Source organism: Kitasatospora mediocidica KCTC 9733, assembly GCF_000744225.1.
In the GTDB taxonomy this organism is placed as follows: Bacteria; Actinomycetota; Actinomycetes; order Streptomycetales; family Streptomycetaceae; genus Kitasatospora; species Kitasatospora mediocidica.
The window spans coordinates 1909015-1935033 of sequence record NZ_JQLN01000005.1; the positions used below are offsets into that span (position 1 = coordinate 1909015).

The following is a 26019-nucleotide window of genomic DNA, read 5'->3' on the forward strand; positions in this document are numbered from 1 at the left end:
CGCTCGGAAATCCTTTGGAGGGGCTACGGAATTGACCAGTGGGCCTCGGAAAGCGCCGCCGAGAGAATGCGGGCGATCGCTGCGGCCGGTTCGGGGTCGAGCATGGAGTCGTGGTCGCTGTCCACTTCGTGGCGCACGATCCGGCCCTCGACGTGGCCGGCCCAGGCCGCCTCGGTGGGGGCGTTCGCGCTCAGCGCGCGGGTCGCCGCGAAGAGCAGCAGGTCGCCGCGGTAGACCCCGGGCCGGTGCGCCTCGCCGAGCGCGCTGTGCGTGCGGATCAGCGTGAGGAGGTTCTCCAACTGCTGCTCGTCCAGCTCGGCGAGCGGGTTGCCGTCCTGTTCCAGCCGGGCCAGGACGGTGGCGGTGTCCAGCTCGGTGCCGGGCGGAGTTGCGCTGGAGGGGCCGGCGCCGGCGCGCCGCAGGAGTTCGGTGAGCAGCGCCCGGTCGCTCAGGTCGACGGCGGGACGGTCGGCGGTGTGCGGGGCGGGTGCCGCCGGGAAACCGTCGAGGTTCGCCAGCAGCGCCACCTGCCTGCCGCTTGCCTGGAGCTGAATGGCCATTTCATGGGCCACCAGTCCGCCGAACGACCAGCCAGCAATATGATACGGCCCGTCCGGCTGAATTTCCAGCATGCGGGCGACATATTCCTCGGCAATTCCCGGGACGCCCTCCGGACGGCTTTCCGCGTGCAGGATTCCGCCCGCCTGGAAACCGTAGACGGGAATGTCCGGGTCGATTTCCGCGGCCAGCGTCAGGAAAGGCCAGCCGAGGCCGACCGCGCCGTGCACGCAGAAGAGCGGTGGCCGGCCGCCCCGTGGCCGGATCGGCAGGACCTTGGCGAAGGCGTCGCCCAGCAGGTCGACCGCCTCGCCCAGCGAGGCCGCCGCCAGCCGGGTGGCCGCGCCGGCCAGGCCGGCCGGTGTCCGGTGCACGAAGACGTCCGCCGGGGTGATCCCCAGGCCGGCCGCCCTGGCCCGGCTGACCAGCCGGATCGAGCGCAGGCTGTCGCCACCCAGCTCGAAGAAGCTGTCGTCGACGCCGACCCGGTCCACCCCCAGGACGTCGGCGAAGACACGCAGCAGCGTCTCCTCGACGGCGTTCTGTGCGGGCCGTCCCGGCTCGCCGCCGGCCCCCGTGGCGGCGCCGGCGGGGTCCGGCAGCGCCTTGCGGTCCACCTTCCCGTTCGGCGTCAGCGGGAACGCGTCCAGGACGACGAAGCCGGCCGGCACCATGTAGTCCGGCAGCCCGGCCGCCAGGTGCGCGCGCAGCTGCGGCAGGTCGAGTTCCGCCCCGGCGACCGGCACCAGGTAGCCGAAGAGGCGTTTCTCGCCGTGCTCGTCCGCCCGGTCCACCACGGTGGCCTGAGCCACCGTCGGGTGGTCGAGCAGGACGGCCTCGATCTCGCCCAGCTCGATCCGGAAGCCGCGGATCTTCACCTGGTGGTCCACTCGGCCCAGGTAGTCCAGGCTCCCGTCGGGCAGCCAACGGGCCAGGTCGCCGGTGCGGTACATCCGGGTGCCAGGTGGGCCGAACGGGTCGGCGACGAAGCGCTGTCCGGTCAGCGCGGCCCGGTTCAGGTAGCCGCGGGCCAGCCCGGCGCCGGCGATGTAGAGCTCACCGGCCACCCCGGCCGGCACCGGCTGCAGGGCGGGATCCAGCAGGTAGACCTGGTTGCCGGCCAGCGGGCGGCCGATCGGCGGTGCGCCCAGGTGGTCCGGTTCGGCCCGCTGGCCGAGCTCGGCCAGGACGGACCAGATGGTGGTCTCGGTCGGCCCGTAGAGGTTGCTGACCTGTCCGGCCGCGCCGTCCAGTGCCTCGGCCAGCGCCGCGCTGACCGCCTCGCCGCCGGTGAGCACGTGCAGGCCGCGCAGTGCGTCCGGCTGCTCGCTGACCAGGGTGTGCCAGAGCGTGGGGGTGGCCTGCATGACGGTGGCGCCCGAGCTCCTGATCAGCTCGGCCAGCCGGGCCGGGTCCCGGACGGTGGCCGGCGGCGCCAGCACCAGCCGGGCCCCGCTGAGCAGCGGGACCAGCAGCTCCAGGTTGGCGATGTCGAAGCCGAAGGTGGTGACCGAGAGCAGGCTGTCCCCGGCCGCCAACTCCAACCGCCCGGCCAGGTCGAGCAGATGGTTGGCCAGCGCGGCGCGCGGGACGACCACGCCCTTGGGGCGGCCGGTGGAGCCGGAGGTGTAGATGGCGTACGCGGCGTGCGCCGGGTGCGGCTCGCCGCGGCGGTCCGCGGCGGTCAGGTCGGTGCCGGAGGTGCGGGCCAGCAGCGCGGCGGTCCGCGGGGCGTCGAGCGCCAGCAGCGGCACGCCGTCCAGGCCGGGGACGGCGTCCGCCGTGCCGGTCAGGCCGAGGGCCAGGACCGGTTGGGCGTCCTTGAGCATGTAGCCGATCCGGTCCGCCGGGTAGGACGGGTCGATCGGCAGGTAGGCGGCCCCGGACTTGAGCACCGCGAGGGCGCCGACGACCATGTCGACCGAGCGCGGCAGCATGATCGCCACCAGCCGGTCCGGAGCCGCTCCCTGCTCGACCAGGACGCGGGCCAGCCGGTTGGCCCGCTCGTGCAGCTCGGTGTAGCTGAGCGCGACGTCCTCGAAGGCCAGCGCCGCGGCGCTCGGGGTGGCCGCGGCCCGGGCCTCCAACAGTTCGGCCAGCGACCGCTCCGAGCTAAGGGCGGCCGGTCCGGTGCCGGTCTCCAGCAACTGTCCGTGCTCGCCGGGCAGCAGGGCGGACCAGGCGCTCAGCGGGCGGTCGGGCTGCTCGACGAGCCGGGCCAGCAGGTGCGCCAGGCGTTCGGCCAGCAGCTGGGCGCCGTCCTGGGTGAACAGGTCGGCGCTGAACTCCAGCCGCCCGTGCAGCCCGGCCGGGGTCTGCCGCTCCGGCTCGAAGGACTCGGCCAGCTCGAACGAGAGGTCGAACTTCGCGCTGGCGGTGTCGACGGCACCCACCGTGGTCCGCAGGCCGGGCAGTTCCAGGACGGGGGCGGCGTTGTTCTGGAACGCCAACAGCGTCTGGAACAGCGGCTGGCGGGCCAGTGACCGGGCCGGGCCGAGCGCGTCCACCAGCCGCTCGAACGGCACGTCCTGGTGGGCGAAGGCCGCCAGGTCGGCGGCCCGGACCCGGGCCAGCAGCTCCCGGAAGGTCGGGTCGCCCGACAGGTCGGTGCGCAGCACCAGGGTGTTGACGAAGAACCCGACCAGCTCGTCCAGGGCGTCGTCCGTGCGGCCGGCCACCGGGGTGCCGAGGGGGATGTCCGCACCGGCGCCGAGCGTGCCGAACAGGGTCGCCAGCGCGGCCTGCACCACCATGAACAGGCTGCTGCCGGTGGACCTGGCCAGCGCGAGGGCGGCGCTGTGCACGGCGGCGGAGACGGTGAAGCACACGGCGCCGCCGCGGTAGCTGGCGGTGGCCCGCCGGGGGAAGTCGGTCGGCAGTCGCAGTTCGTCCGGCAGTCCGGCCAACTCCTCGCGCCAGAAGGCGATCTGGCCGGCCGCCAGGCTCTGCGGATCGGCCGCGTCGCCGAGCAGCTCGCGCTGCCACAGGGCGTAGTCGGCGTACTGCACCGCCAGCGCGTCCCACTGCGGGGCGCGGCCGGCCAGCCGGGCCCCGTAGGCCGTCGACAGGTCGCGGGAGAGTGGTGCGTTCGACCAGCCGTCCCCGGCGATGTGGTGGATCGACAGTGCCAGCAGGTGGTCCCGCTCCGTCACCGTGAAGAGCGCGGCGCGCAGTGGCGGCTCGCTCCCGAGATCGAAGCCCTGGGCGGCGAAGTCAGCCACGGCGAGGTCGAGTTCGGCCTCGGTCGTGCGACGGACGGAGAGTTCGACGGTGGCCAGCTCGGGGGCCAGGACCAGCTGGTGCGGGTGGCCGTCCAGCTCCGGGTAGAGGGTGCGCAGGCTCTCGTGCCGGCCGACCACGTCGGTCAGCGCCGAGGCCAGTGCGACGCGGTCCAACGGCCCTTCCAGCCGCAGCGTCCAGGGCATGTTGTAGGTCCCGGCCGGTCCCTCCAGGCGGTTGAGGAACCAGAGCCGCTGCTGCGCATAGGAGAGCGGCAGCCGCTCGGGGCGGGCCGAGGCGACCAGCGCCGGCCGGTCGGCGCGCTCGGTCAGCCGGCCCGCCAGGGCCGCCACTGTCGGGGCGTCGAAGACCGCGCGGATCGCCAGCTCGACGCCGAGCAGCGAGCGCACCCGGCTGACCAGCCGGGTGGCCAGCAGCGAGTGGCCGCCCAGCTCGAAGAAGTCCTCGTCGATGCCGACCCGGGGGTGTCCGAGCACCTCGGCGAAGATCGCGCAGAGCACCTCCTCCTGCGGGGTGCGCGGGCCGCGGCCGGTGTCCGTGGAGACCTCGACCGGCGGCAGTGCCTTGCGGTCGACCTTCCCGTTGGCGGTCAACGGCAGGGCCGGCAGCGCCATCAGGGCCGCGGGCACCATGTACTCGGGCAGCAGTGCGCCGACCGCGGCCCTGACCTGGGCCGGGTCCACCGGTCCGGCCAGGTAGCCGATCAGCCGGGCCTCGCCGCGGCTGTCCTTGCCCACCACGACGACCGCGTCGGCCACCCCGGCGACCGAGCGCAGCACGGCCTCCACCTCGCCCGGCTCGATCCGGTGGCCGCGGATCTTCACCTGGTGGTCGCGGCGCTCCAGGAACTCCAACTGCCCGTCCGGGCGGCGCACCACCCGGTCGCCGGTGCGGTACATCCGCGCTCCGGGCCGGTCGGTGAACGGGTCGGCCACGAACACCGGTGCGGTGCGCCCGGGTTGGGCCAGGTAGCCGCGGCCGACGCCGGTCCCGCCGACGTACAGCTCGCCGGGCACCCCGGCCGGCAGCGGTTGCAGGCTGTCGTTCAGCACGTAGAGCCCGGTGCCGCGGATCGCCCGGCCGATCGGCGCGCGCACGGCGGCCACCTCGTCGGCGGAGCGGATCGCCGCGTGCGTCACGTCGTCCGAGCATTCGGTGGGGCCGTAGGCGTTCAGCAGCGGGATCTGCGGGTAGTAGTCGAACCAGCGGCGGCACAGCTCGGCCGGCAGCGCCTCGCCGGTGACCACCAGCCATTCCAGAGACCGGAGTTCGGGCCTCGCGCGGCCGGTGTCCCAGCCGTCCAGGGCGGCCCGCAGCAGGGAGGGGACGACTTCGAGGACGGTCACGCTCTCGGGTCGGACCAGCCCGAACAGGGCGTCCGGGTCCGCGGCGAGTTCCTTGTCGACCACCCGCAGCCGGCCGCCGACGACCAGTGCCGCCAGCATCTGCCAGACCGAGATGTCGAAGGTCACCGGGGCGTTGTGGATCAGCACGCTGTGCGCGTCCAGCTCCAGGTCGGCGACCTTGGCCAGCAGGTGGTTGGCCATGCCGGCGCGGTGCACCATGGCGCCCTTGGGCTTGCCGGTGGAGCCGGAGGTGAAGATCACGTAGGCCAGGTCGTCGCCGGAACCCGTGAGCGGGACCAGCCCGGTCGGGGTGTCGGCCGCCTCGGTGATCTCCAGCAGCGCCGTCCCCGGGCCGGCTTCGGCCAGCAACTCCGCTGCCATGGAGCTGAGTTCGGGCTCGACCAGCAGTGCGCTGATACCGGCCTCGGCGGCCAGGGTCGCGGAGCGCCGCACGGGGGCGGTCACGTCCAGCGGCAGCCAGCCCGCGCCGGCGCCGAGCACGCCGAGCACGGCGCTGACGAAGCGCGCGCCCGGCCGGGCCAGGATGCCCACCGGTCCCTCGCCCACGCCGGCCGCCAGCAGCGCGCCGGACACCGCGCTCGCGCGGCCGGCCAACTCCCGGTAGTCCAGGCTCTCCCGGCCGTCCTCGACGGCGACGGCGGTCGGGTCGGCCAGTGCGAAGGCCCGGACCCGGGCCACCACGTCCGTCCAGTGCTGCCCGTCCGTCGGCGGCGCCGGACGGTCGAGCGCGCGGTCGCGCTCGCCGGGCAGCAGCAGGTCGAGCCGGCCGAGCGGACGGTCCGGCTCGGCGACGATCGTCCGCAGGATGTGCAGCAGCCGTTCGGCGACCGTCTCGGCCGCCGCCGCGGAGTACCGGGCGGGGTCATGGCCGATCTGCAGTCGCAGCCGGGCGCCGGGCAGCGCCATCAGGCTGAGCGGGTAGTGGTTGGCGTCCTTGGCCTGGAGGTCCACCAGCCGCAGGCCGTGCACCGGTTCGCCCAGCGCGGCCGGGTCCAGCGGGTAGTTCTCGAAGACCAGGGCGCTGTCGAAGAGTTCGCCGACTCCGACGAGCTGCTGGATCCGGGTCAGGCTCAGGTGCTGGTGCGGGAGCAGCGCGGTCTGCTGCTCCTGGAGCCGGCCGAGGATCTCGGTGAAGCTCCGGGCCGGGTCCAGGTCGACGCGCACCGGAAGGGAGTTGATGAACAGGCCGACCATGGTCTCGACGCCGGGCAGCTCGGGCGGCCGACCGGAGACGGTGCCGCCGAACAGCACGTCGCGCAACCCGGTGAGGGTGCCAAGGGTGGCCGCCCAGGCGCCCTGCACCACGGTGTTCAGGGTCAGCCCGCGCTCGCGGGCCCAGCCGGTGAGCTCGGCCAGGGCCTGTTCGTCCAGCTCCACCGTGTGCTGCCCGGGCGGCTGCTGGCCGGCCTGACCGGCGACCACGTCGCCGGTCAGCCGGGTGGGCTCCTGGACGCCGTCCAGCGCCTGCTGCCAGGCGAGTTCGGCGGCCGGCCGGTCCTGTGCGGCCAGGTGAGCCAGGTAGGACTTGTACGGGGTGACCCGGGGAAGCCGGACCCCGGGGTCGGCGTAGTGGGCGAACAGCTCCTGAACCACGATCGGCATCGACCAGCCGTCGAACAGGATCTGATGAGCCGTCAGGATGAGTGTGCTGGACTCCGGTCCGAACCGCAGCAGGGCGAACCTGAGCAGCGGCGGGCGGGCCAGGTCGAACGGGCGGACCCGCTCCCGGTCGGCCCGGCGGTCCGTCTCGGCGCGTCGGTCCTGCGCCGGGAGTTCGCCCAGCTCGACTTCCTCCCAGGGGAGCTGGACCGTCCGCGGAATCACCTGGACCGGTTCGCCGGACTTGCGGTAGCGGAAGGCGGCCCGCAGGTTCGGGTGCCGCTCCAGCAGCGCGTCGACTGCCCCCCGCAGCCGGTCGGCGTCCAGCGCGCCCGCCAGGTCGAGCACGAGCTGGGTGGTGTAGACGTCCAACTCCTGTCGGCTGTACTCCGCGTGGAACATCAGCCCTTCCTGCAACGCGGTCAGCGGTAGCACGTCGGTCAGATTGGAACGCCGTGCGGCGTTCGACGTCGTGCCTCTCCCGGCACCCTTCACAGTTCCGTCCCCCAGTCGTCCAACTCGTCTTCGAACTCGTCGATCTCGTCCTGGCTCAGCGCGACCAGCTCCAGGTCGGACGGCGTGTGGCCGCCCGCGCCGGGCCCCTGGGCGTGCGTGACCAGGGCCTGCAGCGCCCGGAACCAGGTCAGTGCCAGGTCCTGCGCGTCCTCGGCGGGCAGCAGCTGTCCGGCCCAGGTCCAGGCGGCCACCAGCTGGATCCCGTCGGGCCCCTCCTCGGTCCTGGCGTTGACACCGAGCACGTGCGGCAGCGCCAGCCCGTCGTCCGCGCCGGCCGCCAGGGCGGCGGCCTCCGGGGTGAGTGACCAGTCCTCGCCGCCCGGTGCCGGCAGCCGTCCCAGGTAGTTGAACCCGAGTTGCGGGCGCGGCTCGGCGGCCAGCACGGCCGCGGTGACCGGGTTGAGGTACCGCAGCAGGCCGTAGCCCAGGCCGTGGTCGGGCAGCGACCGCAGGTGCTCCTTGACCAGCTTCAGTGCCTGACCGGCCGCGGGTCCCCCGGCCCAGGCGTCCGCCAGGTCCACCGCGCCGAGGTCGAGCCGGACCGGGAAGGCGGTGGTGAACCAGCCGACCGTCCGGGACAGGTCCACCCCGTCCGCGAACTCCTCGCGTCCGTGGCCCTCCAGCTCCACCAGGACGGCGGAGCCCGGCGTGCCGCGGCGCTGGCGCCAGTCGGCCACCGCCAGGGCCAGCCCGGTCAGCAGCACGTCGTTGACCTCGGCGTGGAAGGCGGCCGGGACCTGGGTGAGCAGCGGAGCGGTGGTGAGCGTGTCCAGGGTGGTCCGCAGGGTCCGGGCGGTGGCCACGGTGTCCCGGTCGGGGTCGATCCCGGGCACGCCGAGCGAGGCGTCCTCGCCGGACAACTCGGCCTTCCAGAGTTCGAGTTCGGCCTCCCGGGCGGCTCCGGCGGCGGCCTCGGCGAGCAGGCCGGACCAGTGCCGCAGCGAGGTCCCGACCGGGGCCAACTCCGGGGCGGTGCCGGCCTGCACGGCCGCGTGCGCCTCGCCGAGGTCGGGCAGCAGGATCCGCCAGGACACCCCGTCCACCACCAGGTGGTGCAGGGTTAGCAGCAGCCGTCCGGGGCGGTCGGGACCGGCGTCGAACCAGACCGCCTGGGCCATCACGCCCTCGCGCGGGGCCAGTCGGTCCCGGGCGGCGGCGGCTTCGGCGGCGACCAGTGCGCCGACCGCCTCCTGGTCCGTCTCCTCGTCCGGTGCCCGGACCGTACGCAGGATCGATGCCGCGTCGACCGTGCCGGGCGGGTCGATCTCCAGCGTCCACCAGGAGGCCGCGCCCGACTCGGGAGCGGGTCCGTCGACCAGCCGCATCCGCAGCACGTCATGGTGGTCGAGCACCGCCTGCAACGCGGCGGTGAGCGATCCGGCACTCGCCCCGGCCGGCGTGTGCACCACCACGGCCTGGTGGAACCCGTCCACCGGGCCCTGGAGTTCGCGCAGCCAGTGGACGATCGGCGTGGCCGCGAGCGCGCCGACCCCGTCGTCCGTGCCGACCGCGGCGGTGCTCCCGCCGGCCTGCGCCACCGCGGCCAGCCCGGCCGGGGTGCGGTGGGTGAAGACCTCCTGTGCGGTGACCACCAGCCCGGCCGCGCGGGCCCGGCTGACCAGCTGGATCGAACTGATGCTGTCGCCGCCCAGGTCGAAGAAGCTGTCGTCGGCGCCCAGGTGCTCCAGGCCCAGCACCTCGGCGAAGATCTGGCAGAACGCCTCCTCGCGCGCGTTGCCCGGGGCCCGGCCGGTCGAGGCCGAGCCGAAGTCGGGTGCCGGCAGTGCTCTGCGGTCCAGCTTGCCGTTGCCGGTGAGCGGCAGCGCGGCGAGTTCGACGAAGGCCGCGGGGACCATGTAATCGGGCAGCAGGGTCGAAAGCCGGGCGCGGATCTCGTGCGGCGTGGGGCCCTGGGCGTCCGGCTCGGAGCGGACCAGGTAGCCGATCAGCCGCCGGTCGCCGGGCCGGTCCTCGCGGACCAGGACCGCCGCCTGCTCGATGCCCGGGTGGGCCAGCAACGCGGTCTCGATCTCGCCGAGTTCGATCCGGAAGCCGCGGATCTTGACCTGCTCGTCGGCCCGGCCGACGTAGTCCAGCTGCCCGGCGGACGTCCAGCGCACCAGGTCGCCGGTGCGGTACATCCGGGCGCCGGCCTCCCCGAACGGGTCCGCGGTGAACCGCTGCGCGGTCAGCCCGGGCCGGTGCAGGTAGCCCAGCGCCACCCCGAGGCCGCCGACGTAGAGCTCGCCGACCACCCCGGGCGGCACCGGACGCAGGAAGGAGTCCAGGACGTACACCCTGGTCCCCGCCAGCGGGCGGCCGACCGGCGGTCTGACGGCGCCGGCCAGCGGGTCGCTGACGGTGGCACAGACCGTGGTCTCGGTGGGGCCGTACGCGTTGAGCATCCGGCGCCCGCGGGACCAGCGCTCCACCAGCTCGGGCGGGCAGGCCTCGCCCGCCACGATGACGGTCAGCTCCTCGGGCATCGGCTGGTCGGCCGGCCAGGCGGAGAGCACGGTGGGCGGCAGGCAGAGCACCTCGATACCGGCCCCGGCCACCAGGCGGGCCAGCGGCTCGCCGGGCGCCCGGTCCTCGTCCGCCGCGAGCACCAGGACGGCTCCGGAGGTCAGCGCGGTGAGGATCTCCCAGGCGGCGGCGTCGAAGCTGAACGAGGCGAACTGCAGCACCCGGGTGCCGGCCCGTACGCCGAACAGCGTGCCCTGGCCGACCAGTGCGGCCACCGCCGAGTGCGGCACCAGCACGCCCTTGGGGCGCCCGGTGGAGCCGGAGGTGTAGATGACGTAGGCCGGGTGCAGCGCGGTGAGCGGCGTGGTGCGGTCGGCGTCGGTCGGGTCGTGCGCCGGGCCGTCGGCCAGCATCCGCGCGAGCGGGCGGTCGTCCAGCAGCAGCACCGGCCCGACGGCGGGCGGCAGTTCGGCGGCCTCGTCCGCCGTGCTGAGTACCACCGCCGGATCGGCGTCGCCGAGCAGGTAGGCGATACGTTCCTGCGGGTAGGACGGGTCGACCGGCAGGTAGGCGGCGCCGGCCTTGAGCACCGCGAGCAGCGCGACCACCGCGTCGATCGAGCGGGGCAGCACCAGGGCGACCGTGCGGCCGGGGCCCACGCCCAGCGAGATCAGGTGGTGGGCGAGCCGGTTGGCCCGCTCGTTGAGCTCCCGGTAGCCGAGCCCGTCGGCCACCGTGCCGCCCTGGTACCAGAGCAGCGCGCGGTCCGCCGGGGCGGCGGCGCCGACCCGCTCCTCGAACAGCTCGGGCAGCACCCGCGCCGGGACGGCGGTGGGCAGCGCGGCGCGCGTGCCGTTCCAGCTGCCGAGCAGCTGCTCGCGCTCCTGCGGCAGCAGCACGTCCACCCGGCTGAGCGGGCGGTCCGGCTCCGCGCAGAGCTCGCCGAGCAGCCGGACCAGCCGGTCCGCGATGCCCTCGGCGGTGCGTTCGGTGAACAGGTCGGCGCTGTACTCCAGGGTGCCGCTCAGCCCGGCCGCGGCGCCCGCCGCGGTGCGCTGCTCGGCCAGCTCGAAGGCCAGGTCGAACTTGGCGGTGCCGGTACCGACCGGGGTGACCGCCACGTCGAGGCCGGGCAGGCCGATCGCGGGCTCCGCGTTGTTCTGGAAGGCCAGCATCACCTGGAAGAGCGGCTGACGGGCCAGCGAACGGCTCGGGCTGAGCACGTCCACCAGCTTCTCGAACGGCACGTCCTGGTGGGTGAAGGCGGCCAGCGAGGTGTCCATCGCCCGGGCGATCAGCTGGCGGAAGGTCGGGTCGCCGGAGACGTCGGTGCGCAGCACCAGGGTGTTGACGAAGAATCCGACCAGCCGGTCCAGCGCCTCGGCGCCGCGCCCGGCGATCGGGGTGCCGAGCGGGATGTCGTCGCCGCCGCCCAGCTTGCAGAGCAGCGCGGCGAGGGCGGCCTGGACGACCATGAAGACGCTCGCCCCGCCGGCCCGGGCCAGTTCGCCCAGCGCCTCGTGCAACGCGGGCTCGACCCGGAAGGCGACCGTGCCGCCCCGGTAGCTGGTCACGGCGGGCCGGGCGAAGTCGGCGGGCAGCGCCAGCTCCTCCGGGAGGTTCGCCAACTCCTTGGTCCAGAAGGACAGCTGGGTGGCGAACAGGCTGTCCGGGTCCTCCTCGGAGCCGAGCAGACGGCGCTGCCAGAGGCTGTAGTCGGCGTACTGCACCGGCAGTTGCTCGAACTGCGGGCTCCGGCCGGACTGCCGGGCGGTGTACGCCAGGCTCAGGTCCTCCACCAGCGGCAGCACCGACCAGCCGTCGGCGGCTATGTGGTGCAGGACGAGGAGGAGCATGTGCTCGCGCTCGGAGATCTCGAACAGCACGGCCCGCAGGGGTAGTTCGGTGGCCAGGTCGAACGGGTGGGCGGCTCGCGCGGCCAGTTCGGCGGCCAGCTCGTCCGGGCCGTGCGCCGTGAACGGGACCACCGGGAGCTGCGGGCGGACCGCGTCGGCGGGCAGCACGACCTGGCGCGGCCGTCCGGCGGTGACCGGGAAGACCGTGCGCAGGCTCTCGTGCCGGCCGACCACGTCCGCCAGCGCCGCCTCCAGCGCGGCGCGGTCCAGGTCGCCGGTCAGCCGCACCGCGCGCGGCAGGTGGTAGGTCGCCCCGCCGGCGTCCAACTGGCTGAGGAACCAGAGCCGTTGCTGAGCATAGGAGAGCGGGAGGACATCCGGACGGACGCCCGCGACCAGCTCGGGGCCGGCCGCCGCGGCCTCGTCGAGCAGTTCCGCCAGGGCGGCCGCGGTGGGTGCCTCGAAGAGCGTACGGATCGGCAGTTCGACGCCGATCCGGGTGCGCAGCCGGCTGATCACCCGGGTGGCGAGCAGCGAGTGCCCGCCGAGCTCGAAGAAGTCGTCGTCGATGCCGACCCGTTGGAGGCCGAGCACCTCGGCGAAGACCTGGCAGAGCAGCTCCTCCCCTTCGGTACGCGGCGCGCGGCCCGCCGCGAGGGCGGAGAAGTCCGGTGCGGGAAGGGACTTGCGGTCCACCTTGCCGTTCGGGGTGAGCGGCAGGACGTCCAGCTGGACGAAGGCGGACGGCACCATGTAGTCCGGCAGGGTGCGAGCCAACGCGCCGCGCACGGTGTGCAGTTCGGCGTCGCCGCAGACGAAGCCGACCAGCCGGCTGCTGCCCTGGGCGTCCTGGGCCACGTCGACCACGGCGTCGGTGACGCCGGGCAGCGAGCGCAGCGCGGCCTCGATCTCTCCCGGCTCGATCCGGTGTCCGCGGATCTTCACCTGCTGGTCGACCCGCTCCAGGAACTCCAGTTGCCCGTCCGGCCGGTGGACCACCCGGTCGCCGGTGCGGTACATCCGGGCGCCGGGCTCGGGACGGAAGGGGTCGGCCAGGAAGACCGCCGCCGTGCGGCGCGGGTCGTCCAGGTAGCCGCGCCCGACGCCGATGCCGCCGACGTACAGCTCGCCGGGGACCCCGACCGGGACCGGCTGGAGTCCGTCGCCCAGCACGTAGAGGCTGGTGTTGCGGGTGGCCCGTCCGATCGGTGCCCGGACCGCGCCGAGGTCGGCCACCGAGCGGATCACCGCGTGGGTGACGTCGTCGGAGCACTCGGTCGGGCCGAAGGCGTTGACCAGTGGTATCGCGGGGTAGTGCTCGAACCAGCGGCGGCACAGGTCCGCCGGGAGCGCCTCGCCGGTGACCACCAGCAGCCGCAGCTGCTCCAGGGCCGGCGTCCGGGCGCCGGACTCCCAGTCGTCCAGGGCCGCCCGCAGCAGCGAGGGGACGACCTCCAGGATCGCCACCCGCTCCGCGTCGGTCAGGCCGAAGAGGCCGTGCGGGTCGCCGGCCAGCTCGCGGGAGACCACCCGGAGCCGGCCGCCGACCACCAGCGGGCAGAGCATCTGCCAGACCGAGATGTCGAAGGTGACCGGCGCGTTGTGCACCACGGTGTCGGCCTCGGTCAGGCCCAGTTCGGCGACCTTGGCCAGCAGGTGGTTGACCAGGCCGCCGCGGTGCACCATGGCGCCCTTGGGCTTGCCGGTGGAGCCCGAGGTGAAGATCACGTACGCCAGGTCGGCGGGCCGGGCCGGCACCGGAAGCACCCCGGCGTCCGCGGCGTCGTCGAGCGCGACCACCCGGGGCGCGCCGTCGCAGAGCGCGAGCAGCTGGTGGGCGTACTCCTCCTGGTCGTCGCCGAAGAGCAGCACGGCCGCGCCGCTGTCCGACAGCAGCGCGCCGCTGCGGGCCACCGGTGCCCGGACGTCCAGCGGCACCCAGGCCGCGCCCGCGCTGAGCACAGCCAGGATCGCGACGACGAAGCCGGTGCCCGGCGCGGCCGCGACGGCGACCAGCGTGTCGGGACCGGCGCCCGCCTCGGTCAGTTTGCGCGAGAGCGCGCCGGCCCGGGCGGCCAGCTCCGCGTAGGTCAGCCGGCCGTGGTCGTCCTCGACGGCGGTGCGGGTGGGCCACAGCGCGGCGAACTCCCGTACCTGCCGCACCACATCGGTGAAGCCGCCGTCGACGGCGGTGGCGTTCCACTCCACCAGCAGCCGTTCGCGCTCGGCGGCGGGCAGCGCGGCGATCCGGCTGACCGGGAGCTGTCCGTCCGCGGCGGCGAAGGCCGCCAGGTAGTCCAGCAACATCTGCTGGTAGCCGGCCAGTTCGTCGGCGGTGTAGCGGGCGCCGTTGGCGTCGAGCCGGACCGTGCAGCCCTCGTCGGCGGTGTCCAGGTAGACGATCTGCAGGTCCGGGACCGGACCGGTGGACAGGTTGTGCAGCCGGGCGGCGCAGGCGCCGAAGGTGAAGTCGGCGCCGCTCTCCAGCACGTTGACGGTCGGGCCGAAGCTGCGGCCGGCGTCCCCGGTGAGGCCGAGCTCGTGGCTGATCCGGCCACCCCGGTAGCGCTGGTGGCGCAGCGTGCCGCGGATCTCGCCGGCCACCTGCTTCAACAGGTCGGCGCGGCGCAGCGTGGGGTGGACCGTCAGCGACAGCGGCAGGAAGTTGGCCCGCATCCCCGGGACGGTGTGGGCCACCGCGCCGACCCGGGCGGGAACCGGCAGGGTGAGGGTCAGCCGGTCCGTCCCGCTCAGTTGGGCGAGGTAGCCGGCGGTGGCGCCGACCAGCAGGGTCGGCCAGGTGACCCGGTCCGCCCAGGCGAGTTCGCGCAGCCGGGTCACCAGCGCGGCCGGGATCAGTCCGGTGCTGCGCAGGGTGGCGCCGGGGGCCCCGGGGAGCCGGGTGGAGAGGCTGGTCGGCTCCAGGGTGCCGTCGAAGTGCTCGGACCAGAAACGCCGGTCGGCGGTGTGCGCGGGGGAGTCGAGATAGGCCTGCTCGTCCTCCACCAGTGCGCGCAGCGGCGGCAGTTGGCCGATCGACGGGGACGCGTCGGTCGGATCGGTGTAGAGCTCGGCCAGCCGGCCGTAGAACAGCGCGCGGCTGAAGCCGTCCACCACGATGTGGTTGGCCTGGACGTGCAGCAGGGCACGCTCGGGGCCGAGCCGCAGCAGGACGGCGTCGAACGCACCGCTCCCCAGCTGGGAGGGGCGGGCCATCAGGTCGTGAAGGAGCCGTGCGGCGGCCTGCTCCGGGTCGTCCTCGCCGGTGAGGTCCACGACGGGCAGGGTGCGCGGGCCGGGTGCCTCGATGATCTGGACCGGCTCGCCGGAGCGCTCGTCGAACCGGGCCCGCAGGCAGTCGGTCTCGGACAGCGCCCGGCTCCAGGCGTCCTCGAGCCGGGCGTGGTCCAGTGGACCCGTCAGGTCGAGGTAGTCGCCCATGGTGAACTCCGGGTTGCCCGGGTCCTGTTGCTGCGCGTACCACATCTCCCGCTGGGCAGCGGAGAGCGGTAGCTCGTAGGCATGAGTCTCACGCGTCATCAGTGCACTCCCGAGGCGACCGCGTCCGGCTCGGCTGGCAGCTCGAGTGCGTCCAGGCCGTAGATGTCACGGACCCAATTGGTCTGGTAGATGGTGTCGAGATAGCGGTCGCCCTGGTCGGGCGAGATGGCCACCGCGGTGACGTCCTGGCCGGGGCGGTTGCGGGCCAGCCACTTGAGCGCGCCGCTGACCACCGTGCCGGTGGAGCCGCCGAACAGGAAGCCGCCGCGGGCCAGCGTGTGGCAGGTACGGATCGTGTCGATCTCGGGCACGTGCACGACGTCGTCGACGTAGTCCTCGTCGAGCAGCGCGGGCCGCACGCCGGCGCCGAGGCCGGGGAGCATCCGCAGGCCCGGCTCGCCGCCGAAGGTCACCGAACCGACGCTGTCGACGGCGACGACCGTGACGCCGGGGTTGTGCTCCTTGAAGTAGCGGGCGCACCCCATCAGCGTGCCGGTGGTGCCGGCGCCGACGAAGAGCAGCTCCAGCTGCGGGAAGCGGTGGTCGATGGCCGGCGCGGTGGTGCGGTAGTGGGCCCGCCAGTTGTTCGGGTTGGCGTGCTGGTTGAGCCAGAGGTAGCGCGGGTCGGCGTCACAGAGGCTGCGGACGTGGTCCAGTCGCGCCCCGAGGAAGCCTCCGCCGCCGGTCGGCTCGGTGATCATGTGCACCTCGCCGCCGAGCGACTCGATCAGCTGGCGGGTGGAGAGGTTGGTCCGCGGATCGACCACGCAGACGAACCGGTACCCCTTGACCGCGGCGATCACGCTCAGGGCCATGCCGAGGTTCCCCGAGGACGACTCGATCAGGATCGAGTCCCGGTGCAGGAGTCCGCTGCGCTCGGCCGCCTCGACCATGCTGGCGGCGGCCTTGAGCTTCACGGAGCCTGCGAAGTTGAAGCCTTCGCACTTCAGGTAGATCGGGTATCCGTACATCTCCCGCAGGTCGACGAAGAGGTCCTCCTCGTTGAACTCCTGCGGGGTTCTGATGATGGGCACGTGCCCATCCCCCCTTCGGCGTCGTGTGGCGGAATCAGTCCCAGATGATGTCGCCGGCGGGGGAGGAGCCACCGCCGCTGGTGGAACCGGTCACGACGGCGGGGCCGTCGGACAGCGCGGGCCCGGCCAGGGCGAGCGGGGCGGCGAGAATGGCGCTGCCGAGGCAGAAAGCGAGAACGGTGCTGACGCGGACGGCGAGAGTGCTGAAGCCGGTCATGTGAAGATCCCCTTGTGGCTGGCGAATGCTACGGAATTGGCGGCGAATTAGCCGGTGTTCATGTCCGAGTCGACTGGCGACCACTTTCGGAAGGAAATCACTGTCCCTCCCGACACACGTAAGTCTGTCTCGCACACGCGTTCCGTGTCATTGCCCGGGACTGTCAGGGTCCTGCGGTGACAACACCCTGCAAGGGGTAATTCGAGTGGGCCTACTCGCTGATCAAGGGCAGGAGATCCCGGCTGAATCCGGCGCCCAGCTGCCAGCCGCGCAGAACGTCGCTGGTCGCCAGGCATCGGCGGGTGATCCGGATGGCAGAGGAATGGTGTCCTCCGGTGGTCGGCGGCGAGAGGAAGAGCACCACGTCCGCGCCGAGCGGATCGGTTTCGACGTAGACGTGTTCCAGGCCGTCCTCCGGTTCGGCGGCCGCACGGATCAGTCGGGCGAGATCGGCGGGTTCCAGGGACTCGTCTCCCCTGATCATTCGTCCGGTGAGAATGAACATGTCAGGTCCTTTCCTGTGGATGAAGCCCGTCGCGTTCTCCCTCACCTGGGCCTTCGGCGGAACTCCGGCGACTGCCGATCGGGTGCCGTACCATGCGTCATGATCCACCAATGGTCATGGCGTCATGGTGAGTTGGATACAGGGGGCGGCGGGCATGTTCGGGGTGCTGGGACTCGATCCGGACGCTGAAGGCGTCTACCGAGCGGTTCTGATGTTTCCCCAGGTCGGAGTTGCCGGATTGGCCGCACACCTGGGTTGGAGCGAGGACCGGGTCCGCTGCAGTCTGGACGTCCTGGCCCGACTCGCCCTCGTGCGGCACTCGGAGCAACAGCCCGGCTATCTCCTCCTGGTCAATCCCGAGGTCAGTCTGGCGTCGTTGATCAGCCGCCAGGAAACCGATCTCGCGGAGCGCCAGCGGCAGATCGCCGGCAGCAGACTCGAGGCGGCGAAGCTCATCGCCCAGTACGCCGACAGCCACCGGGTGCAGCGCAACCTCGGGGTGGAACAGCTGTCGGGCGTCGACGAGATCCGTCTCCGGCTGGAGGAGCTCTCACACTCCTGCACCTCGGAGATCATGGGTTTCGCCACCGGCGGCGGACAGTCGGCCGCGGCCCGGGCGGCCAGTCAGGCGGCCGACAAGGAGGTCTTCGACCGCGGGGTCCAGATGCGCAGCGTCTATCTGGAGAGCTCGGCCAACGACTCCGGCACGACCGCGCATCTGGACTGGCTCACCTCGATGGGCGGCCGGGTGCGGGTGGCGCCGTCGCTGCCGATGCGCATGGTGATATTCGACCGCGAGGTCGCGGTCGTCCCGACCAACCCGGACGACACCGGGGTCGGCGCGCTGGTGCTGCACGGTTCGGGTCTGGTCTCCGCGCTGTGCGCGCTGTTCGAGCACGTCTGGGAGGCCGCCGCGCCGTACGGGTCGCGGATGCCGCATCCGGGCAACAGCAGCCTCAGCCCGCAGGCCAGAGCGGTCCTGAGCCTGCTGGCACAGGGCCACACGGACGAGGTGGTGGCGCGCAAGCTCGGCGTCTCGGTGCGCACCTCGCGCCGGATCACCGCCGAGCTGATGGCCGAACTGGGCGGCCGCAGCCGCTTCCAGGCCGGCGTCATCGCCGGTGAGCGCGGGCTGCTGCAGGGGATGTCGCTGCCGCCGAGGAACGGCGCGGGGGTCGAGGCGGAGTAGGGCGGGGGCATGACTCCTCCTGGGGCTCGTACCGTACGGGCCGCAGGCCGGTACGGACGTGATCCGGGCCCGCCCTGAGGGGGCCCGGATCACCTGGTCGATCCGTCAGCGCACGACCGCCGTGCGGTAGACGCGCATGCTGACCGGCATCAGGACGCCGATCATCGCGGCCAGCAGGATCGGCGCCAGGAGCACCGGATGCTGTACCGCCAGGCTGCCGTGCGCCGCCGCGGGGGCGTTTCCCCACAGTTGCCGGCAGGCCGCGGAGACCACGCTCACCGGGTTCCACTCGGCCACCGTCCGCAGCCAGGTCGGCAGTCCGGTCAGCGGCATGAACGAACTGGACAGGAACGAGAAGATCACCAGCACCAGCGCCGAGACACCGTTGATGGCCTCCGCGTTGCGCATCACCATGCCGAGCAGCGCGCCGAGCCAGAGCATCGCGTAGGCGAACGCGAGGATCAGCACGAAACCCAGCGCGGCCGGCAGGAAACCCTTGTGGATCCGCCAGCCCACCGCGAGCCCGGCCAGTGAGACCCCCACGACGGCCACCGCGCTGGTCACCAGGTCGGCCGCGGTGTGGCTGACCAGCACGGTGGATCTGGCCATCGGGAGCGAGCGGAAGCGGTCGATCAGACCGGTCCGCAGGTCGGCCGAGACGCCGAGTGCGGCGACGCCCACGCAGGAGAGCGCGACCTGCGCGAAGACGCCGCCCATCACGTAGTCGTGGTACTGCGCGGTGCCCTGGACGCTCACCACACTGGCGAACAGGTAGCCGAGGATGCCGACCATCGCCACCGGGGTCAGGGTGACCGCGATGATCTTCTCCGGCGTCCGGCGCAGATGGCGCAGGTGCCGGCCGATCAACGCGACGGTGTCGCTGACGCCGGTGCCGAAGCCGCCGGGGGCGACCGTGCCGAAGCTGGTGGCGCTCACTGGTTCTCCTTGGCGCGCTTGTCGTGGGTGGTGGCCGAGGCGTCCGAGGCGTCCGAGGCGTCCTGGCCCTGGTCGGTCTCCCGTCCCGTCAGGTGGAAGAAGACGTCGTCGAGCGAGGGACGGCGCAGTGCGAAGTCGACGACCTCCACGCCGGTGCCCTCCAGGGCGGCGGCGGCCGCGGTGATCGCGCCCATGCCGTCGGCCAGTTGGACGGAGATGCGCCGGCTGGCCCGGTCCACGGTGGGACTGGCGACGGCGACCTTGGCCAGGGCGGCCAGCGCCGCCTCCAGGCCGTCCGCGTCGGCAAGGCCGACCTCCAGCCACTCCTCGCCGACCTTGCGCTTGAGCTCGTCCGGGGTGCCCTCGGCCAGCACCTGGCCCTTGTCGATGACCAGGATCCGGTCGGCCAGGAAGTCGGCCTCCTCCAGGTACTGGGTGGTCAGCAGGACGGTGACGCCCTGCCCGACCTGCTCGCGGACCATCTGCCAGAGCACCTGGCGACTGGCCGGGTCGAGACCGGTGGTGGGTTCGTCCAGGAACAGCACGCTGGGTGCGGCGATCAGGGCGCTCGCCAGGTCCAGCCGACGGCGCATGCCGCCCGAGTAGGTCTGCACCGGCTTTTCGGCCGCGCCCTCCAGCTCGAACCTGGCCAGCAGCTCGGACGCCCGCGAACGAGCCCCCTTGCGTCCCAAATGCAGGAGAGTGCCGAGCAGTTCGAGATTCTCCCGCCCGGTCAGCAGGCCGTCGACCGCCGCGTACTGGCCGGCCAGGCCGATCCGCCGCCGTACCTCGCGCTGCTGGCGGACGATGTCGAAGCCGGCCACCGTGGCCCGGCCGGAGTCCGGTTCCAGCAGTGTGGCCAGCATCCGGACCGTGGTGGTCTTGCCGGCGCCGTTGGGGCCCAGCAGCCCGAGCACGGTGCCGGCCGCGACCTCCAGGTCGACCCCGGCGAGTGCCTGGTGGTCCCCGTAGCGCTTTCCCAACCCGGATGCCTGTATGGCGATGTCCATGACTTTCCTTCCCTCCCTCGGATATGTTTCAGAAGAAAGCGGACGCGAATTCACGAACTCCGTCGAAGAATGCAGAGCCCGGTGTGCATCGAATGGAAATCCCCCATCGGTGCCGACAGTAGCACCGGTGAAAGACGGCAGTAAGAGGCTCCGGAGCCCGTCGGCTGGCAGCACATTGCCACCGCAGGATGCTGCCTCGCGAGAGGGCTCACAGCGGGCCCGGGACGGCATAGCGTCTACCTCATTCTTCCGGTTCCCCCCATGCCGGTACGCACCGTCAACCCCACGTACCGCGGCTTTTGATCTTTGCCGCTGACCGCAGGAGAGGTAATGGCAAGTCGACGCAACATCGCCGCCGTGCTGGGCGAATGGAGCTCCCAGCACCGGAAGACCGCCGTTTTCGGGTGGCTGATCCTGGTCATCCTCGTCACCGTGATCGGTGGCGCCGCCGGTCAGGTCAATCTCACCAACGCCGATTACGGAACCGGACAGTCCGGCCAGGCCGAGCGGATCCTCAACGACGCCGGCCTCAAGGACCCGGCCAACGAGCTGATCCTGGTCCACAGCGACACGCTCACCACGGACGCGTCGGACTTCCAGAACGCGGTGCAGGCCACCATCGACGCGATCAGCCACACCGGGCTGACCCAGAACGTCACCGACCCCTACGCCGCCCAACTGTTCTCCGCGGACCGGCACTCCGCGCTCATCCAGTTCGACGTCTCCGGTGACCCGGACACCGCGGCGGACCGGGTCGGTCCGGTGATCGACGCGGTGAGCGCCACCGCCAGGACCCAACCGGGCTTCACCCTCGGCGAGTTCGGCGCGGCCACCGCGCTGAAGGGGATCGACGACAGCCTCGGATCCGACTTCGCCCGCGCCGAATTCACCGCGCTGCCGGTCGCGTTGGCGATCCTGCTGGTGGTCTTCGGCGCCTTCGTCGCCGCCGTCCTGCCGGTCGGGCTCGCGGTCACCGCCTGCGTCGGCTCGCTCGGGCTGCTCGCGCTGACCAGCCACCTGGTCCCGGTCGACGGGATGACCAACTCCGTGATGTTCCTGATGGGGTTGGCCGTCGGCGTCGACTACTGCCTCTTCTACCTGCGCCGCGAGCGTGAGGAGCGCGCCGCCGGACGTGACCCGGCCAGCGCGCTGCGGATCGCCGCGGCGACCTCCGGGCACTCGGTGCTGATCTCCGGCCTCACCGTGATGGTCGCGATGGCCGGGATGTTCCTCTCCGGTCTGACCGTCTTCGAGGGCTTCGCGATCGCGACCATCGAGGTCGTGCTGGTCGCGGTGGTCGGCTCGATGACCGTGCTGCCCGCCCTGATGACGATGCTGGGCGACCGGGTCGACTACGGAAAGGTCCCGTTCATCACCAAGCGCCGCAAGGCCGCCGCCCTGAAGCCCAAGCAGAACAACGCGCTGCTGCGCGGAGTGCTGTCGCGTCCCGGCGTCTTCGCCTCGCTGGCCGTGGCCGGCCTGCTGGTGCTGGCCGCCCCGGCGATCGGCATGAAGACCGAGAAGCTCGGCATGGACAAGCTGCTGCCCTCCGGCAACCCGCTGGTGTCGGTCTCGCAGCAGATCAACAAGGAGTTTCCCGGCGCCCCCGCTCCGGCCCAGGTCATCGTCAAGTCCGCGGACATCACCTCCGCGCAGACCACCCAGGCCATCGCCGACTTCAAGAAGGCAGCCCTCGCGTCCGGCCAGACCGGCAGCGCGATCGACGTGCAGGTCCACGCCAAGGAGAACATCGCGGAGATCAACGTGCCGTTGATCGGCAACGGCACCGACGCGACCTCCAAGGGTGCCCTCAAGGCCCTGCGCACCCAGATCATCCCGCAGACCCTGGGCGCCGCCTCCGGGACCACCGCGCTGGTCAGCGGTGACCTGGCGTTCTCGGTGGACTACAACGCCCAGCTCAGCTCCAGCATCGTCCCGGTCTTCGCCTTCGTGATGGGCGTGACCTTCCTGCTGATGCTCTTCTCGTTCCGCTCGCTGGTCATCTCGGTGACCTCGATCCTGCTCAACCTGCTCTCGGTGGCCGCCGCCTACGGCGTCATGACCGCCGTCTTCCAGCACGGTTGGGGTGCTTCGCTGGTGGGCACCAAGGCGCCGGGCGCCATCGAGTCCTGGATGCCGCTGTTCGTCTTCGTGGTGCTGTTCGGCCTGTCGATGGACTACCACGTCTTCGTGGTCTCACGGATCCGTGAGGCGCACGAGAACGGTGCGTCCAACCGCGACGCCGTCGCGAGCGGCATCCGCAACACCGCCGGGGTGGTCACCAGCGCCGGTCTGATCATGGTGGCGGTGTTCGCGGTCTTCGGGACCCTGGGCATGCAGGACTTCAAGGAGCTCGGCATCGGCCTGGCGGTCGCGGTCTTCCTGGACGCCACCGTCGTCCGGGCGGTGCTGCTGCCCTCGGTGATGACCCTGCTCGGCGAGCGCAACTGGTACCTGCCGTCCTGGCTGGGCGGCCGCCGCCCGCAGCAGGCGGTCCATCAGGAGGTGCTGGGAGCCGATACGTTCGTTCGACACGAGACCGTACGTTCGGCCGGCTGACCGTCCCCGACAGACCCGGGGCCGCAGCGCCCGACAAGACCGGGGCCGCAGCATCCGCTGCGGCCCCCGATGGAGTGGATCACAGGTGTTCGATTTCAGCGTCATCGCCGGCAGCACCGCGCGGAGCATCATCGAGCGCGGCAGGAAGCAGATCGTCCAGGAGGTCCGGGAGACCTACCTGACCCACGCGGCAGGCGAGTCCGTCAACCCGGACAGCTACTTCCTGCGGTTCCCCGAGAAGCCGGAGAGCCGGATCATCGCCCTGCCGGCGTACCTCGGGGGCAAGGTCGGGGTGGCGGGGATCAAGTGGATCAGCAGCTTCCCGGGCAACATCGACTTCGGATTCCCGCGGGCCTCGGCCGCGCTGCTGCTCAACAACTACGAGACGGGATACCCCTTCGCGCTCCTGGAGGCCTCCCAGATCAGCGCGGCACGTACGGCGGCCTCGGCCGTCCTGGCGGCCGAGGTGCTGAGCGGCGGCCGTAGCGCCGGCAAGCTGACCGTGGTCGGCGCCGGCATCATCGCGCGCAACATCCTGGAGTTCTTCGCCGCGCAGGAGTGGTCGGTGGGCACGGTCGTCGTGCACGACACCAACCCCGAGTACGGCCAGGCGCTGGCGGACCACGCGAGCAAGGAGCTCGGCTACCAGGCGGCCACCGAGCAGGACCTCTCGGCCGCGCTGGCCGGCGCCGACGTGGTGGTGCTGGCCACCACGGTGGGCGAGCCGTACATCGTGGCGCCGGACGCCTTCGCCCCCGGGCAGCTGGTGCTGAACATCTCGCTGCGCGACATCGGCCCCGAGATCATCGGCGGCTCGTACAACGTGGTGGACGACGTCGAGCACTGCATGAAGGCCAACACCTCGCCGCACCTGGCCGAACAGCTCTACGGCAACCGGGACTTCGTCACCGGCACGCTGGCCGACGTGATCGAGGGACGGGCCGCCGTGGGCACCGACCGCCCGGTCGTCTTCTCGCCGTTCGGCCTCGGGGTGCTCGACCTCGCGGTCGGCGCGCTGGTCTACCGCAGCGCCGTGGCGGCCGGCGAGGCCATCGATATCCCGGACTTCTTCACCGAGACCACCCGCTGGTAGTCACCACCGACGGTCCTCACGAGGCCGCCCCCTGACCGGGCCCCGGCTCCGGGCATGAGGGTGGGGCCGCGACGGCTCCCCTGCCATCGCGGCCCCGGTCTCCGGCGGGCTACCGGTCCGTCTCGGTACCCGCCGGGGTCATCAGCAGGCCCCTTGGTCCGACCAGACGGCCCAGGAGGCCGGCGCGCCGGGTGCGGAGCCGGTGGAGTACCAGGTGGAGAGCCACTTGTGGCCGTTGTAGGACACCTGCGCGCCCGGCACGTACGAGGTGGCGGCGCTCCAGGCCGTCAGCCCGCCGCAGCCGCCGCCACCCCCGGAGGTGACGGTCCAGGTGAAGGTGGTGCTGCCCGAGGCGGTGCCCGAGCTGGCGGTGACGGTGACGTTGGCCGTCGTCGCGGTGGTGGGGGTGCCGCTGATCAGGCCGGTGGAGCTGATCGTCAGGCCGGCGGGGAGGCCGGTGGCGCTGTAGGTCAGGGCGTTGCCCGCCGAGTCGCTGGCGGCGACCTGGAGGGAGACCGCGGTGCCGGTGACGCCGCTCTGGTTGCCCGGGCTGCGGAAGGTCACCGTCTCACCGGTGCTGCCGCCCTTGACGGTCCAGCTGAAGGTGGTGCTGCCCGAGGCGGTGCCCGAGGAGGCGGTGACGGTGACGTTGGCCGTCGTCGCGGTGGTGGGGGTGCCGCTGATCAGGCCGGTGGAGCTGATCGTCAGGCCGGCGGGGAGGCCGGTGGCGCTGTAGGTCAGCGCGTTGCCCGCCGAGTCGGTCGCGCTGACCTGCACCGAGGCCGAGGTGCCGACGGTGCCGCTCTGGTTGCCGGGGTTGGCGACGGTCACCGTCTCGCCGGGTGCGGGCGAGCCGGAGCTGAAGCCGCTGGTGCCGTTCGGGGTGCCCCAGCCGGTCGGGCCGTCGTAGCCGGCACCGGCCTTGCAGTAGTACGCCACCGAGCACGAGCCGTTGTTGCCGGTGGTCACGTCGTTGAAGCTGCTGGTGTGGTTGTACGGGTACTGGGCTGCCCGGTCACCCGCGGCCGGGGCGCCGGCCAGCGCCCACACCGAGGCGATGATCGGGGAGGCCGCGCTGGTCCCGCCGTAGACGGCCCAGCCGCTGCCGCCGTAGGTCTGGTAGACCGCGACGCCGGTCGCCGGGTCGGCCACCGCGGAGACGTCCGTCTCCATCCGGTGCGAGCAGCCGGTGTCGTGCTGCCAGGACGGCTTGGCGAGGTACGCCGAGCAGCCCGAGCCGGTGCCCTCGGTGGAGTTGGTGTTCCACACGCTCTCGCTCCAGCCGCGGGCGTTCGATGCCCGGGTGAGCGCCGTGCCGCCGACCGCGGTGACGTACTGCGAGGTCGCGGGGTACTCCGCGCCGTAGTTGGAGTCACCGGCGCTCACCGTGATCGCCACGCCCGGGTGGTTGAAGTACGCCGCGTCCGAGGAGGTGACCGAGGAGTCCTCGGAGCCGCCGTAGCTGTTGGAGATGAACTTCGCGCCCTGCGCCACGGCCTGGTTCACCGCGGTGCCGAGGTCGGCGTCGCTGGCCGAGGTGGCCTCCACCAGCAGGATGTGACAGTTCGGGCAGACCGCGCTGACCATGTCGACGTCGAGCGAGATCTCACCGGCCCAACCGGTGTCCGGCGACGGGTAGTTGGTGCCGCCGTTCTCGTCGATCTTGCGGAAGCAGCCGTTCGCGGTGGTGCAGGCGGGCAGGCCGTAGTTCGAGCGGTAGGACGCGAGGTCCGACTCGGCGTTCGGGTCGTCCTGCGCGTCGACGATCGCGACGGTCTGGCCCGAGCCGCCGGACGGCAGGTTGTAGGCGCTGGTCAGGTCGCCGGGCCCGTAGCCGGAGGGCACGGCGGGAGCGGCCAGGGCGCTCTCGTGGACGTCGGTGCGCTTGAGCGCCAGGCAGGCCATCTCGCCCGGATGCGTCGGCTCGGCGCAGGAGCGGGCCACGGTGATCCCGGCCGGTCCGGCGGGGGTGCTCGCGCTGGCGGCTGCGTTGGCGGTGCCGGCGGCGAAGGCGGTGGGGACCATCGCTACCAGGAGGCCCAGCACGGAGAACCGGGCCAGGAGTGCGGGCCGTCCACGGCGTGCCGAATGGTGCATGTCCACTCGGACTCCTTTTCTGACATCGCCCCGGTGGGGAGGGGCGGACCAGGCTCGTAGGGCGGGTCGCCCACGAGCTCATCCCGCACGGACCGGAGTGCCGACTCCGACCCGTGCCGAGCGGAAACGTAGTCTTCACCTCAGGTACGGTCAATGAATCAAAGGTGAACTGCCGCCCTTGACCTTTACTTGCAAACCCGAGGGGGTACCCTTGCGCCCCTCGTCCGGACGGCGGCCGACCCCTTGCACCGCCCCGGGCGTGGCCGTCCGTACGGG

11 protein-coding genes are annotated in these 26019 nt (G+C 72.5%); 3 read left to right on the forward strand and 8 right to left on the reverse strand.

Annotated features, from left to right (window positions below; all coding sequences use genetic code 11):
• Positions 1–23: 23 nt before the first annotated feature.
• The 5 genes from BS80_RS22475 to BS80_RS22495 all read right to left on the reverse strand — a co-directional run bounded on the left by BS80_RS22475 (position 24) and on the right by BS80_RS22495 (position 16859).
• Complete coding sequence (locus BS80_RS22475) at positions 24–7259, reverse strand: amino acid adenylation domain-containing protein (RefSeq protein WP_332262188.1); 7236 nt, start codon at positions 7257–7259, stop codon at positions 24–26.
• On the reverse strand, positions 7256–15142 hold the full coding sequence (locus tag BS80_RS22480; RefSeq protein WP_035800025.1) for a non-ribosomal peptide synthetase: 7887 nt from the start codon (positions 15140–15142) through the stop codon (positions 7256–7258). Before BS80_RS22480 ends, BS80_RS22475 begins: the two co-directional genes overlap by 4 nt.
• Complete coding sequence (gene sbnA / locus BS80_RS22485; protein WP_035800030.1) at positions 15142–16137, reverse strand: 2,3-diaminopropionate biosynthesis protein SbnA; 996 nt, start codon at positions 16135–16137, stop codon at positions 15142–15144. The genes BS80_RS22480 and sbnA overlap by 1 nt, the downstream gene beginning before the upstream one ends.
• A gap of 34 nt (positions 16138–16171) precedes the next feature.
• Entirely contained in the window at positions 16172–16354 is a 183-nt protein-coding gene (locus BS80_RS22490) for a hypothetical protein (RefSeq protein ID WP_035800032.1), read from the reverse strand.
• Positions 16355–16565: 211 nt separating this feature from the next.
• The gene (locus BS80_RS22495) at positions 16566–16859 is read right to left on the reverse strand and encodes a hypothetical protein (RefSeq protein WP_157536482.1); all 294 of its coding nucleotides are present in this window, start codon (positions 16857–16859) and stop codon (positions 16566–16568) included.
• A gap of 238 nt (positions 16860–17097) precedes the next feature.
• Here BS80_RS22495 and BS80_RS22500 point away from each other — a divergent pair, with 238 nt between their 5' ends.
• On the forward strand, positions 17098–18048 hold the full coding sequence (locus BS80_RS22500) for a helix-turn-helix domain-containing protein (protein WP_083975062.1): 951 nt from the start codon (positions 17098–17100) through the stop codon (positions 18046–18048).
• Positions 18049–18153: 105 nt separating this feature from the next.
• Here the strand turns inward: BS80_RS22500 and BS80_RS22505 are convergent, their stop codons facing one another.
• Both BS80_RS22505 and BS80_RS22510 read right to left on the reverse strand, forming a co-directional pair.
• Positions 18154–18984: an ABC transporter permease gene (locus BS80_RS22505; protein ID WP_051966917.1), complete on the reverse strand. Its 831-nt coding sequence runs from the start codon at positions 18982–18984 to the stop codon at positions 18154–18156.
• Positions 18981–19994 carry an ATP-binding cassette domain-containing protein gene (locus BS80_RS22510; protein WP_051966918.1) on the reverse strand — a complete coding sequence of 338 codons (1014 nt, stop codon included), beginning with the start codon at positions 19992–19994 and terminating at the stop codon, positions 18981–18983. Before BS80_RS22510 ends, BS80_RS22505 begins: the two co-directional genes overlap by 4 nt.
• A 330-nt stretch (positions 19995–20324) precedes the next feature.
• On the opposite strand from BS80_RS22510, the gene BS80_RS22515 reads away from it, so the two are divergent.
• Together BS80_RS22515 and sbnB are read left to right on the forward strand one after the other, a co-directional pair.
• Positions 20325–22553 (forward strand): MMPL family transporter, encoded by a 2229-nt coding sequence (locus BS80_RS22515; RefSeq protein WP_051966919.1) that lies wholly within the window; start codon positions 20325–20327, stop codon positions 22551–22553.
• Positions 22554–22638: 85 nt separating this feature from the next.
• Positions 22639–23646: a 2,3-diaminopropionate biosynthesis protein SbnB gene (gene sbnB / locus BS80_RS22520; RefSeq protein WP_035800036.1), complete on the forward strand. Its 1008-nt coding sequence runs from the start codon at positions 22639–22641 to the stop codon at positions 23644–23646.
• Positions 23647–23787: 141 nt separating this feature from the next.
• On the opposite strand, the gene BS80_RS22525 is transcribed toward sbnB, so the two are convergent.
• The gene (locus BS80_RS22525) at positions 23788–25743 is read right to left on the reverse strand and encodes a putative Ig domain-containing protein (RefSeq protein ID WP_083975355.1); all 1956 of its coding nucleotides are present in this window, start codon (positions 25741–25743) and stop codon (positions 23788–23790) included.
• Between the last annotated feature and the right edge of the window lie 276 nt (positions 25744–26019).